Here is a 13,509-nt window from a genome sequence, read left to right as displayed (position 1 = left end):
GCCCAAGCGTTCTGTTTTTTATATCGTCTTCTTCAACTAAAGCTCTCCTATAGTTGAAGAATATTTACTAATATTTTTATTACATTCTTCCTTCTCCCATTAAATTTGTCCCATCTGGATTAGGAGAAATCTGATTTATTTTATAAATAAATTCACCATCACTATCTTGTTTATACGAAGCAATATCCATGAAATATTCTTCTCCCTCTTCGATGAGGTTGAAAATCCTTGAATCTTTTATCATAACTTTATATCTTTCAGTATTTTCATTAGAATCATAAGCATTATAGACAACTATCCACATTTCTGTGTATCCCCCTGGTTCCACATGGTATTCTTTTTCTTCGATGATTACTCCGCCAAATCCATGAGTCTGATAAGCGATATCATCTTTAATAAAATTAAAATAAATAAAGAAAAGTAAAATAATAGTAGAGATTGAAACTACTATGATCCACTTTTTATTATTACGTAACATTTAAATTCCCCCATTGCATTGTTTAACAAGTCTCCCTGTTAGTTTAAGTACGTTTCTTCACAAACAATACATTTATTTTAACATAAAATTACAATCACCTACTTAGTTAATGAAAATCAACATAGAAAATGGCATACCAAATAACATAGTAATTAGTACGTTGACAATAGCTATTGTCACTATGTTATTTATTGTGCGATTTAGTATGCGAATTAAAGTGTTAATATCCAATAAACACTGATATATAAGGAAAAACACCAGACCAAATCATATGCGATTTGGTCTGGTAATTAGTGTGCTATTTTAAATGTTTCTCCACCGAAACGGAACTACTTATATTAAAGGGTCCTCCTCCTTTTCTTTTAGTACATTACTTCACAACGTGTGTATATTACAGTTAACCTTTTGAGATAAATATCCAAATACTAATTCACATAGGAATTAACACAGTTATTCACACTAGAATCTCAAAAAGAAAATATTTATTTCTATCTATGCAAATGACTTTGTGATTCGTTAATTTGCACTTCTGAAGTGATCCATCATATATTGCAAAATCGATATTTTATATTAATGAGGATTCGGATCCGATACAATTAAGTTTATTTGTATTATGTGAGTTATCATTCGACCATCGTTTCTTTCGGTTTGTTCATCACTTTGAAGATTTCCTCATTTACTTGCGACTTGACTCCTTTTACTTGCGACTTTTTATTTCCTCTATAGAAAAAAGCACTGCGGCATTTCCCGCAGTGCTTACCTTTTAACCTTCTAATAACAAAGACTCTGGGTCTTCGATTAGTTCTTTCACTTTTACTAAGAAGCCTACCGCATCTTTTCCGTCGATAATACGGTGGTCATAAGATAGTGCGATGTACATCATTGGGCGGTTTTCAAAGTTGTCTTTGTCGAGAGCAACAGGACGCCATTGAATGGAGTGCATTCCTAAAATACCAACTTGTGGTGAATTTAAAATTGGTGTAGACCAAAGTGATCCGAAGACACCACCGTTTGTAATTGTGAATGTACCGCCTTGTAAATCATTAAGGCCTAATTTTTTCGCGTGTGCTTTTTCAGCTAAGTTTCCAATTTCTTTTTCGATTCCTGCAAAGTCTAAACGGTCTGCATCACGAACTACTGGAACAACAAGTCCGTCTTCAGTAGAAACGGCGACACCGACATCGTAGAACTTCTTCAAGACGATTTCGTCACCTTGAATTTCTGCGTTGACGTACGGGTACTTTTTCAGCGCACCGATTACTGCTTTTGTAAAGAAAGACATAAAACCTAGCTTTACACCGTTATCATCTAAGAACTTATCTTTTCGACGTTTACGAAGGTCCATTAAGTTTGTCATGTCGACTTCGTTAAATGTTGTCAGCATTGCTGCTGTTTGTTGTGCTTCAACAAGACGCTTAGCAATTGTTTGACGACGGCGAGACATGCGAATTCGTTCAACTGGTTTTGCTGGATCATCCTTTGGTGCTTCTTTCTTCTCTTCTTTAGGTTGTGCTTTTGGTGCATTTTGTTTTTGTTCGTGTTCAAGGATATCTTCTTGACGAATACGCCCTAGCGGGTCTCTTGCAGAAATCTCGTTTAAATCAATTCCTTTTTCACGAGCTAATTTTCTAGCTGCTGGAGATGCGATTGGTCGAGATGGTTGTCCACCATTTGTTTCCTCTTCTGCCGGTTCAGCTTGTTTTGTTTCTTGCTTTGGCTCTTCTTTCGTTTCTTCAGCAGCTGGTGCTTCAGTCGTTTCTGCAGTTTCGCCAGCTTCACCGTTTGCATCAATTTTGGCTATCGTGTCGCCAACTTTTACTGTATCACCTGGTTCTGCTAACGTTTCTTTTAAAACCCCTGACTCTTCTGCAGAAATTTCAACATTCACTTTGTCAGTTTCGAGTTCAACGATATCATCGCCTTTTTCTACGTAATCACCAGGTTGTTTTAACCATTCTGCTACTGTTCCTTCTGTAACTGATTCTGCTAATTCAGGCACTTTTACTTCGATCATTCGTTTGTCTCTCCCTTCAAGTTACGCGTTAAAGCCTCTGTTACGATGCGTTGTTGTTCTTTTTTATGTGCTTGCGGATCACCTTCGGCAGTACTTGACCTACGGCGTCTACCAATGTATTTCACTTCTGCATCACTAGCTAATTGTTCGAAATGAGGGAGGATATAATGCCAAGCTCCCATGTTTTGTGGCTCTTCTTGCACCCACACAATTTCTTTTACGTTTGAATATTTTTCAAGTAAGCTTACAACATGCTTTTTCGGGAATGGGTATAACTCTTCCACTCTAGCAATATGAAGCCAGTCTGTGTCTTCTATGTCTTGTAAAGATTGTTCAAGGTCAACAGCAATTTTTCCAGAACAGAAAATTAATCGTTCAACCTTTTTCTTTTTGTTTCCAAGCCCAGACTGTTCGACGACTGGATGGAACTTTCCTTCTGAAAGTTCTTCTGGAAGTGATGCGACATTCTCATTTCGAAGCAAGCTCTTTGGCGTCATAATGACGAGTGGACGTACTTCGTCTTTTTCTAATAATTTCGCTTGTCTTCTTAAAATATGGAAATATTGGCTTGCTTTCGTTAAGTTCGCTACATGCCAATTATTTTCAGCTGCGAGTTGTAAAAACCTTTCTACTCGTCCGCTTGAATGCTCCGGTCCTTGTCCTTCGTAACCATGTGGTAAAAGTAAGACGAGACCTGATTTTTGTCCCCATTTCGCGTTACCTGCTGAAATAAACTGGTCAAACATAACTTGTGCTCCGTTTGAGAAATCACCGAATTGCGCTTCCCAAATTGTCAATGTTTCAGGTGCGTGCACATTGTACCCGTATTCAAATCCAACACATGCCATTTCAGATAAAGGACTATTGTAAATGGCAAATGATGCTTTTGCTGATTTCATTTCATGAATTGGTGAATATGTTTTATCGTTTTCGTAATCATGTAAGACGATGTGACGATGTGCGAATGTTCCTCGTTCCGTATCTTGACCTGTTAGACGGATTGGTGTTCCTTCACTAATCGTACTTGCTAATGCAAGTGTTTCAGCTAACGCCCAATCTACTTTTCCGTCTTTATCTAGGGATTGGTTACGACGTTTTAAAATCTTTTCTAGTTTCGGAAATACATTAAAGTTTTTCGGAAAGTCTAGTAATTCTTCGTTAAGCTTTTTCAATAAGTCGATATCGACTTTTGTATCCACATTTTCTAATGTATCTGCCACGTATGTTGGCGGTTCCATCACTTCATCAATTGTCTCTCTTTTGTTACCTTTAATACGTTCAAATTGATTTGCTAACTTTTCGTTGAACGTTTCCTTCATCGTTGGTAAATCATTCTCTTGAACAATTCCTTCTTTTACTAGCTTTTGACCATAAAGCTCGAATGCTGTTTTATGATCTCTAATTTTTTTATAACGACTTGGTTGTGTCGCCAATGGCTCGTCCATTTCGTTATGACCGAAGCGACGGTAACCGATTAAGTCAATTAAAATATCTTTATTAAAGTTTCGACGGTATAGGTATGCGAGGTGCATCGCTGAAATACATGCTTCTGGGTCATCCGCATTTACGTGAATGATAGGAATTTCAAAGCCTTTTGCAAGATCACTTGCATATTCTGTAGAACGTGAGTCTCCACTTACCGTTGTAAAACCAATCATGTTATTTGCAATAAGATGAACGGTTCCACCGGTAGAATATCCTTTAATTTTTCCTAAGTTTAACGTTTCAGCAACTACCCCTTGTCCAGGAAAAGCTGCATCGCCATGGATTAAAATTGGCATCGCTTTTTTCTTCTCTTGCGTTGGATATCCTGGACTAGAACGGTCATCTTGTGCAGCTCTTGCAAATCCTTCTACGACTGGATTAACAAATTCTAAGTGACTTGGGTTATTTGCTAAAGTTACTGTAGCTTCAACTGTACTTTCTTTAATTTCGCGGTCAGCACCTAAGTGATATTTCACATCTCCAGTCCAACCATAGTTGATTCCTGTTGACCCTTCTGATGGGACGAGATCTTTGTTAGGTGCATCGTGGAATTCTGAGAAAATAATTTCATATGGCTTACCTAACACATGAGCCAACACATTTAATCGACCTCTATGTGCCATTCCGATCATAATGTTTCTTGTTCCATCTTCTACTGATTCTCGTACGATTTCGTCAAGCATAGGGACCATAGAGTCTAAACCTTCAATTGAGAAACGCTTTTGACCTTTAAATGTTTTATGAATAAAGCCTTCGAATCCTTCAACCTTGTTCAAGCGCTCTAACAATTGTTTTTTCTTATCCGTTGAAAAAGATGGGCGATACTTTCCGGACTCTACCATTTCGTATAGCCATTTGCGCTCTTCGATATCATGTACTTGATTAAATTCAAATGCAAGTGTACTTGTATACACTTCCTTTAGATGGTTAATTGCATCTAATCCATTTTTCACATGGCTTGGAGCCTGTGGGCATAGTAGCTCAGCCGGAACAGCTTTTAGCAAATCTTCTGTTAATTGAAAGCTTTCTAGATGAAAGAGCTCTTTTTCTTGTCGAGGTTCGATTGGAGAAATGTTTGCTAATAAATGTCCATTCCGTCTAATTGATTCTGAAAGTTTAATTGCATTTGCGATGGAATGTACTTGTTCTGCTGAAGGAACAAATTGTCCTTTGTCTTGTACCGTGGTTTGCTGAGGCAAATCCTTTTCTTCAGGAGCACCCCATTTGTTGAAAAATTGCTGAAGATCCTCATCTACAGAATTAGGATCATTTAAAAAGTCTTCATACACTTCAAGCATGTACCCAAAGTTTGGACCGTAAAATTGGCTCCAACCTTCGTCTAAGCGAACACCATTATTTGCCATGACCTGAAACCTCCATTGTTCTCGTTGAAAACTTGTCTATTTATTTTGCACTATGTAAATAGTAAAAACGCTTACAGAGTTATTTTATCACTATAAGAATTATTACTCAAAAGAAATTCTATATTTTTTAAATTTTCTACTAAACTTTTTTTAAAAACAGGGTCATCATCCATTAATTACCACTTACTTAGGTCTAAAATGGATAAACAGTCGATAAAAACCCTCGACTGCCGTCAGTAAAAATCTACTTTTGTCTAAAAGGTGTGAAATTATAAGATTCGTTCTGTGCATTCTTTTTCGTTGTGTGATGGTTTATTTACTTTCGTTGATACCGGAAAATAAGATAATGATATATCATCCTTATAAAATTTTTTCATAAATTCATCGAACGAATATTCAGACGGAGTAAGCCATGTTTTCCAATTGTCATCATTTAACATGACAGGCATACGATGGTGAAGTGGTTCCATCGTTTCATTGGCTCCTTTAGTTAAGATCGTACAAGTAACGATGGAATTCCCGTCTTTTTCATATCGATCCCACAACCCTGCAAATTTAAGAAGCTTATTGTTGTTTGTTTGAATATAGTATGGCTGTTTTGTTCCGTTTTCTTTTTTCCACTCATAAAACCCGCTTGCAAGAACGATGCAGTGACGTTTGTTAACTAGATGTTTGTACGATGGCTTTTCTTCGATCGTCTCTGACCTTGCGTTGATCATTTTATAGCCAATGGATGCCTCTTTTGCCCAAAATGGAACAAGCCCCCATTTCATGAACCCTGCACGATATTTTTGCTTTCCTTGAACGACGGTTAAAACCTTTTGAGTGGGAGCAACATTATAGCTTGATTCATATTCAGATATCCACTCGTCATTTTCAATTTGAAATTCATCTTGAATGAAATCGGGTTGTGCATAAAGTGTAAATCTTCCACACATGAATTCCGCACTCCTTTTACGGTCTATTGACTTGGATTATGGCTGCGTTCCTTTGCCCTCAAGAGCATGACGTTAATCACTCGTGGAGTCTCACTTGTGTTTTTCCCTCAAACTCCTCACCTTTTTGATATTAACTTTTATTCCGTATTACTATGGTTAATTTTTTACCCTTGAATCAATTTCATAAATCAAAATAAGATGCGAAAATTCGAATGATGAGCGTGAACTTCACTTCCTAATAGAACGTACATTTTATGAAAAAATTATCATATCATTCGTTTCATTGCGCCAAAAACGTAATTATGAAATTGGTTCCCTGATCAAAACAAATAATACCTTCATCAAATATCGACCAGTTACACCTATGTTGCGACAATCTACAGTGAGCAAATTTTGCATGTAACAACACACGTTTTACTCATTCATTATAAGACACCGCCACCGGATATTTTAATTTGCTCTCCAACAATATTCTCTGCGGCATCTGAGCATAGGAAGACACATGTATTTGCAACTTCTTCTGGCTTCGTAATCCTTCCTGATGGCAGTGCCAAATTCGCTTCGTCATAAGCTTCTTGAAAAGATTTCTGTTCGAAGTCTGCTTTCTTTTGTATCGCTTTTTCTCCCATTTTAGTCTCTACATAACCTGGACAAATTGAATTGACACGAATGTTTTGCTTAATCGCTTCTAATGCGAAACATTGCATAAATCCATTTAGTGCAAATTTCGATGCTGCATAGGCACCATTGCCATATGTCCCTCGTAGGCCTGATAAAGATGAAATATTGACGATAACGCCTCGCTTTTTATCGTTAACTAGGCGGTTATAAAATTGTTGGGTTAAGAGCACTGTAGCTGTGTAATTCACTTCCATTACAGAGCGAATGTCCTCTTCTGTTAATTGATCAATTGTTGTACCTCCAAGAACACCCGCATTATTAATGAGACCATCATAAAATGTATTCTCGGTTGTACATAACTGCTCGCGATCTTCTTTTTTCGTTAAGTCCGCACATACAAACTTGTAAGATTCATGTATACGAAGTACCTTTAATCTCGACAATAACGCTTCATTTTTCTCATAACTTCTTCCTACACCCGTTACTTTCGCTCCCGCTTGACATAAAGCAATAACTATTGCCTGCCCGATCCCTCCAGTTGCTCCAGTAACGAGATAATGTTTTTCTGCTAAAGCAGCCGGTGAATACAACACATGATCAACACCTTTTTTGAAAAATTTATGTCGTCATCTTCTTCCAAAACTTCTCGAAACGATTCATGGCTTCTTCTAATTGTTCCATTGAGTACGCATAAGATAAGCGGACATAGCCTTCACCGTATTGAGAAAAAGCATCACCTGGTACAACGGCAAGCTGTTCTTCTTCTAATAAACGAAGGGCAAAGTCAAAAGATGATAAGTTTGCTTTCTCGATGTTCGGAAAAACATAAAATGCGCCTGTTGGATTTACTGTCTCCACACCGATTTCGAGAAGTCGATTTACAAGAAAATCACGTCTTTTTGCATACACTTCTTTCATTTCATCGGCGTCATCTTTACCAACTGTAAGTGCCTGTACGGCTGCGGCTTGTGAAATGGAAGAAGCACAACTTACATTGTATTGATGAACTTTTATCATCTCTTTCATGATCGGTTCAGGACCAAAAGCAAACCCTATACGCCACCCCGTCATACTGTGTGATTTTGACACACCATTAATCACGATCGTTTTTTCTCTCATTCCATCAAATTGCGCTATGGATACGTGCTCTTGACCATAGTTCAACTCTGAATAAATTTCATCAGAGACGATCAATAATTCTTCTTTTTTTAAGTAGTTGGCGAGTTTTTGCCCGATTTCTTTCGTTAATACTGCACCTGTTGGATTTGATGGATAGGGTAAAAATACTGCTCTCGTATTTTCTGTTTTATGCTCTTCTATTTTTTCAGGTGTAATAATAAAGTCTGTATCTCTCGTATCTACAAATACGGGTGTCGCTCCACATAACTTGACAATTGGTGCATATGCCGGATACACAGGGGCAGGAATGATCACTTCACTACCTGGTTCTAAAATGGTTCTCATCGTAATATCAATGGCTTGTGACGCTCCGATTGTCGTAATAACTTCACTTTGTGGATGATACGATAAGTTGTATTTTTCCTTTAAAAATTGAGCAGCTGCCTCTCTTACTTCATCTGATCCTGCATTTTTTGTATACGTTGTTGCGTTTGCATCAATGGCCGTTTTAGCCGCATCTTTTATATGTTTAGGCGTCTTAAAGTCAGGTTGGCCTAATGTTAATTGCAGGGCGTTTGGGTATTCAGAGACGCGATTGAAAAATTGTCTAATCCCTGATATTTCAATACTTTTCACTTGTTGGTTGATTAAATGATTCATTATAAATTCCATCCTTTACTTCAAATAAGTCGTGTATTTTAGTTACAAAATGATATGATTATTTATCTCATCTACCATCCACAACCCCTTTATAAGAGCCATGAAATCATAAGGAGCATAACGATAAAATAAATAAAGTATAAAATAATCGCTCCTAAGCCGCTAAAAAAGATGATTCGTGAAGCACTCGTTTGTATGTCGAATGTATTTCGAAACATAGGTAACGATAGGAACGTAATAATTGCTATAAAGAGGATAAGTATCAGAAAGTCACCAATAAATAATTCAAATCGCAATGGCTCAGCAACCATGCCTGTCATAATATTGACAATTTCTGCGATCATAGAAAGAAACTTAGCAATAAATAGTTTAATAAAAACAATCATACTCATCCACCATGACCACTTCTTTTTTAATAAAAAGCCGATGGCAGTAATAATGAATAAAATATAAGCACTATCTGAAATGAATACGAGCGTAATTCTTTCACCAAAGCCCCAAGCAATCCCGACATATAGTAAAAAACTAAAGTAGCCGATCACAAAAATGATTTTTAATAACGCAAACACTTTGATGATCGTTGGTACGCGTTTGTTATCGTCCATGATTTTCGCTCCTTTATGTCGAATAAGTTTTTTAAAACAAAGGTTGCATATCGTAAGAACAATGGAGCTATCGTGTCCATTTATAAATCTCGGAAGTCATTACGTCTTATAAAAAGAGAATCTTTATTTCCTTTTAATACTCGTCATTTAAACGAGCAAAAAGCGGCCATGCCGCCTTTTGCTTATTGATTTAGAAGATCTAGCCCTGTTCTTCCGAGTAAGTATGCAGCAATTGCAAATGCTTCTGTTTGGTCTCGAACCCGATCAAACCCTTGTGGGGGCTGCCTTATTTGAAGTTGATATGGCGATGCGATTTGCAAATTATCTTCATTGGCCTGTCTTAAAAAACTTGACATCTCTTGCAAACCATAACTCCCACTCTGCATAATTTCATAAAAAGAAATAAAACCATGCATGACGCCACGATATCTTGTACCCCTTACAGGTACGTCAAATTCAGCAAGCCTTTCTGCATACATTTCTCCTTCATCTCTTAACGGGTCAAACTCAGCCGTAATAACTAAGGCCGGTGGTAAATCACTTAAATCTGCATTAAGTGGCGATGTGTAAGGGTGTGACCACATCAATTCATCCGGAGCATAGACATCCCTCGCTAAATACATGACTTGGCGAGATAATAAGTAATAGCCACTATCATATATATCCCTAGATTCTAAGGGAATATCTTCAAACGTTGTTAACGGATATAATAAAACTTGTGAGGTTAACGGTGGACCACCGCGATCTCGGGCCATCAGTGTCATGACCGTAGCTATATTTCCACCTGCACTATCTCCAGCAACACTGATTCGTTCAATATCCCCATTAAAAGTATCTGCATTGTTTACAGCCCATAATATGGCTGTATAGCTATCTTCAACAGCTGCCGGAAAAATATTCTCTGGAGCGAGTCGGTATCCAACGGCGATGACTACACTATTCGTTCGCGCTGATAAGGAACGAATAATATTGTCATGAGTATTAATACTTCCATACCCTTCCATAAACGCACCACCATGATAATACATTGTGATTGGGAAGGGGCCTTCTCCTTGTGGGCGATAAATTCGAACCGGGATTTGCACATCTCCTTGTACAGGGATATATAAATCTTCACGTAAAAGCGGATTTCCCCCTCCACCTCTTCCTCCGGTTACAATTTGGGGTGGTCGAATATTAATATCTAGTGCAACAAGATTATTGTTAATCGCATGCAAAATAACCGCAGTCTTAGCAGGTAAACGTCCTTCATCTGTTGTTTGCCAAACATAGACTGAAACAGCAATTAAAATGAGAAGAGATGCGATTAAGATTGAGCCGAGTGCAAAAAGATTTTTAAATATCATTTTGGCCCACTTCATACAAGCTCTCCTCCCTTACTATTAATATGAAACGACAGATTCCCGTAGATTTTCGTTACGGGTTATGTAAGAATCATTTTGTTTATTTTTATGTGAGTCAATTTCATAATTACCTTTTTTGCGAAATGAAACGATAATATATAATTTTTCATTAAATGTACGTTTCATTTGTCACCTAAGGCTTACTTCCACATGGCCTGGCTCTTCCTCTCATAGCATTGCTTCGTGGTATGATCCGTCGAGACAACTCGAAGAATACTCGTGGGGGAAACGCTCGTTGGTGACTTCGGCGTTGATCACATGACGTGATCGAAATTAGCCGAAGTTCATTATAAGGGCTTGCACTAAAGCATAAGAGCTTCTATGTAAGCACACTTCGCTTGCTCGTCGCAGCTCGTAGTTGATTCAAGATGTATTAGCTTGTGCAACTACGCCTTTGTCTTCGCCTTAAAGGCTCGCCAATCGGCGAGTTTTCTTTAGGAGTGGACGTAACTAAAGACGGCGACTCCCGGAGGATCTGCGCAGTCTGAAGATCCACTTAGGCGAAGAGTTGTTTAGCCTAAGTTAGCTGAAGACAAGCCCTCGGGAAAGCGTCCGTCTGAAGTGAAGTTCACGCTCATCATTCGGAATTTCCCATTTTATTTTGAGTATGAAATTGATTCAAGTCAACTATACGTATTTGTAGTGATTTTATCATTTAATTTCCCCTAATCAAATGTATTAAATCCATTTATTTAAAAAATATGATTTAAACTCTAGAATCCCTCGAGTCTTGGAAAGGGCTTCGTACCTATTTTCAACAACAAAAAACTGCCCTCTTTTATAGGACAGTTAATCATTAACGTTATTTAGCAAATAAAATCCAGTAATTAATAACCACTCTAACCAATGTGGATCTTTATAATGGTGGTGATGCTCAAATGTTGAAACCTTTGCTTGTAAATCTATATTCGTACGAAAACGCGGCAACTCGATCGGCTCTCGTTCGTCGAGCACGAGTTTAGAAATAAGACGATCGTCTTTACCGAAGAACTGAATCATTCCATCTGTTGAAATTTCAGCATTCACTTTCTCACCGATTTTCGTCGTCACTGGTACTTTTTCTGGTAAGACATAGTCAATTAATGGGTCTTCTTCTTCAAAAGATACCCATTGCGTTTCATAATGTTCAAACCCATATTCTAATAACTCTAATGTATCTTGTTGCGCCATATTCCTTGAAGGAGCATTAAGTGTTACCGCTATTAATTCTGTGTCGTCAACATACGCAGCGGTAGAAAGTGTGTAACCTGACTTTCGGACAAAACCATTTTTAATCCCAATAATTTCTTCATTTTGTCGTAAAAGTGGGTGGTGATTATATAACCTTGTTTCCCAGCCTTCTCCTACCCAATCAACATATTCAGTCCCAACTAACTCTCTAAACGTCTCATTTTTCATTGCATATGAACTAATTAACGCCATATCTTTTGCTGTTGTATAATGATCGGCCTCAAATAATCCATGTGGATTCTCAAAGTTCGATTGTTCGACCCCAATTCGATATTTTGCAAATCGGGTCATTCTTTCCGCAAACTTTTCCACTGACCCATCGATATGCTCAGCGATTGCAATCGCAGCGTCGTTCCCGGAACTAACCATTAAACCATGCAGTAATTGTTCGACTGTAACTTCTTCATCCTCTAATAAGTATACTCGAGTACCAATCGCACGGACTGCTTTATCGCTTACTGTTACTTTTTCTTGTAAATCAAGCGTTTCAATCGCGATAACCGCTGTTAAAATCTTTGTGATACTTGCTGGATACATTCGCTTTTTCGCATTTCTCTCATAAAGGATTTCATTTGTTTCTGCATCAATCAATATAAATGCTTCACTATTTAAATCTAAATTTCCGCTTGCTTCACTATTTAATGGTGATACGGACATAACAATTGCTAGAATAAAGAGAGAGATTATATGCTTTTTATGAAAACGTAATAATTTATCGCTCATTTTATCACCTAAAAAGAGATTTACTTTTATCATAAACGTTTTTTCGTTTTCAAAACAAGCAATATCAGATAACAATTTGATTACAATTATGTGTAGTTACATTTCACAATTCACTATAAACCCTCTTTTACATCATGGCTATGATTGATATGAAGAATCATTCCTTTCTTTCGATATCTTTCGTCAAAATGATATCTAGAGCAGGCTCTCCATTTAAAATACCGACAACAAAGCCACTATAATTGCTTCCTTCATCTAATGAAACATTTGGAATTTCAAAAACAGAAGATTTTTCACCAGACGGCATAATAGAGAAGTGATAGGTCCCTGCATCCTCTTCTACGTATTGACTATCTTCATCAGGGGCTACCTCAGATATAAATACTTCTTCATTCGCCCATATATCTAGTGTTGGAGCACCATCTGATAAATGAACGACACGAAATTTTGACTTGTCAGTCAATGTAAGATCGTCTTTATAAACTCGAAGTTGTAAATCTTCTACTTTTTTACTTATTGCTAACGTGTATGCCTCTTTTGATGTGAACTTAACCTGTTCCTCTAAAATTGGGTCTTCTTCATCAATATTTGCTTCTTCATGATACACTTGTAGGTCAAATTCCCCTGCACGCATCGATTGATAATCGCTTATTTCTTTAAAATTGAGCCCATTTAAGATACGATCATTATTAACATAAATATCAAATGCTGGTGCATCTGTAGAAGCATGGATCATACGAACCTTTACACCACTATCATTGGCTAGAACTCCGTTTGAAGCAACCAAAAATATGGCAAAAATAGAAACAAACAGGATCAACGTTTTTTTCATCATTGCAACACTCCTTGATAGACATATTTCACGGATA

The 13,509-nt window shown here is 37.4% G+C and carries 10 protein-coding genes; all 10 read right to left on the bottom strand.

The genetic code is table 11. The features are described 5' to 3' along the window. Positions 1-79: 79 nt before the first annotated feature. The 10 genes from LGQ02_RS09265 to LGQ02_RS09220 all read right to left on the bottom strand — a co-directional run bounded on the left by LGQ02_RS09265 (position 80) and on the right by LGQ02_RS09220 (position 13,475). Positions 80-478 carry a hypothetical protein gene (locus tag LGQ02_RS09265; protein WP_226517895.1) on the bottom strand — a complete coding sequence of 133 codons (399 nt, stop codon included), beginning with the start codon at positions 476-478 and terminating at the stop codon, positions 80-82. A gap of 763 nt (positions 479-1,241) precedes the next feature. Further along, a complete protein-coding gene (gene odhB, locus LGQ02_RS09260) occupies positions 1,242-2,492 on the bottom strand; it encodes a 2-oxoglutarate dehydrogenase complex dihydrolipoyllysine-residue succinyltransferase (protein ID WP_226517894.1) in 1,251 nt (416 codons plus the stop codon). After that, the gene (locus LGQ02_RS09255; protein ID WP_226517893.1) at positions 2,489-5,341 is read right to left on the bottom strand and encodes a 2-oxoglutarate dehydrogenase E1 component; all 2,853 of its coding nucleotides are present in this window, start codon (positions 5,339-5,341) and stop codon (positions 2,489-2,491) included. The genes odhB and LGQ02_RS09255 overlap by 4 nt, the downstream gene beginning before the upstream one ends. Before the next feature lie 269 nt (positions 5,342-5,610). After that, entirely contained in the window at positions 5,611-6,279 is a 669-nt protein-coding gene (locus LGQ02_RS09250; protein ID WP_226517892.1) for an SOS response-associated peptidase, read from the bottom strand. Positions 6,280-6,704: 425 nt separating this feature from the next. Beyond that, complete coding sequence (locus LGQ02_RS09245) at positions 6,705-7,493, bottom strand: SDR family NAD(P)-dependent oxidoreductase (RefSeq protein WP_226517891.1); 789 nt, start codon at positions 7,491-7,493, stop codon at positions 6,705-6,707. A 25-nt stretch (positions 7,494-7,518) separates the two neighbouring features. After that, a complete protein-coding gene (locus tag LGQ02_RS09240) occupies positions 7,519-8,679 on the bottom strand; it encodes an aminotransferase A (protein ID WP_226517890.1) in 1,161 nt (386 codons plus the stop codon). Positions 8,680-8,768: 89 nt separating this feature from the next. Beyond that, on the bottom strand, positions 8,769-9,284 hold the full coding sequence (locus LGQ02_RS09235; protein ID WP_226517889.1) for a hypothetical protein: 516 nt from the start codon (positions 9,282-9,284) through the stop codon (positions 8,769-8,771). Between the two features lie 182 nt (positions 9,285-9,466). Then, the gene (locus LGQ02_RS09230; RefSeq protein ID WP_226517888.1) at positions 9,467-10,645 is read right to left on the bottom strand and encodes an alpha/beta hydrolase; all 1,179 of its coding nucleotides are present in this window, start codon (positions 10,643-10,645) and stop codon (positions 9,467-9,469) included. 831 nt (positions 10,646-11,476) lie between these two features. Continuing rightward, positions 11,477-12,640, bottom strand: a complete 1,164-nt coding sequence (locus LGQ02_RS09225; RefSeq protein WP_226517887.1) for a D-alanyl-D-alanine carboxypeptidase family protein — start codon at positions 12,638-12,640, stop codon at positions 11,477-11,479. Between the two features lie 157 nt (positions 12,641-12,797). Next, positions 12,798-13,475: a DUF4397 domain-containing protein gene (locus LGQ02_RS09220; RefSeq protein ID WP_226517886.1), complete on the bottom strand. Its 678-nt coding sequence runs from the start codon at positions 13,473-13,475 to the stop codon at positions 12,798-12,800. Positions 13,476-13,509: the final 34 nt, after the last annotated feature.

Source organism: Bacillus shivajii (assembly GCF_020519665.1).
GTDB lineage: Bacteria > Bacillota > Bacilli > Bacillales > Salisediminibacteriaceae > Bacillus_CA > Bacillus_CA shivajii.
Note: the sequence above shows the minus strand (reverse complement) of the source record. Positions and strands in the feature narration are given on the sequence as shown.

Bases quoted from the DNA above. Each gene is read 5' to 3' on its own strand.
- LGQ02_RS09255 (WP_226517893.1), bottom strand. From the start codon at position 5,341: ATGGCAAATAATGGTGTTCGCTTAGACGAAGGTTGGAGCCAATTTTAC.
- LGQ02_RS09250 (WP_226517892.1), bottom strand. From the start codon at position 6,279: ATGTGTGGAAGATTTACACTTTATGCACAACCCGATTTCATTCAAGAT.
- LGQ02_RS09220 (WP_226517886.1), bottom strand. From the start codon at position 13,475: ATGATGAAAAAAACGTTGATCCTGTTTGTTTCTATTTTTGCCATATTT.
- LGQ02_RS09225 (WP_226517887.1), bottom strand. From the start codon at position 12,640: ATGAGCGATAAATTATTACGTTTTCATAAAAAGCATATAATCTCTCTC.
- LGQ02_RS09230 (WP_226517888.1), bottom strand. From the start codon at position 10,645: ATGAAGTGGGCCAAAATGATATTTAAAAATCTTTTTGCACTCGGCTCA.
- odhB (WP_226517894.1), bottom strand. From the start codon at position 2,492: ATGATCGAAGTAAAAGTGCCTGAATTAGCAGAATCAGTTACAGAAGGA.
- LGQ02_RS09240 (WP_226517890.1), bottom strand. From the start codon at position 8,679: ATGAATCATTTAATCAACCAACAAGTGAAAAGTATTGAAATATCAGGG.
- LGQ02_RS09235 (WP_226517889.1), bottom strand. From the start codon at position 9,284: ATGGACGATAACAAACGCGTACCAACGATCATCAAAGTGTTTGCGTTA.
- LGQ02_RS09265 (WP_226517895.1), bottom strand. From the start codon at position 478: ATGTTACGTAATAATAAAAAGTGGATCATAGTAGTTTCAATCTCTACT.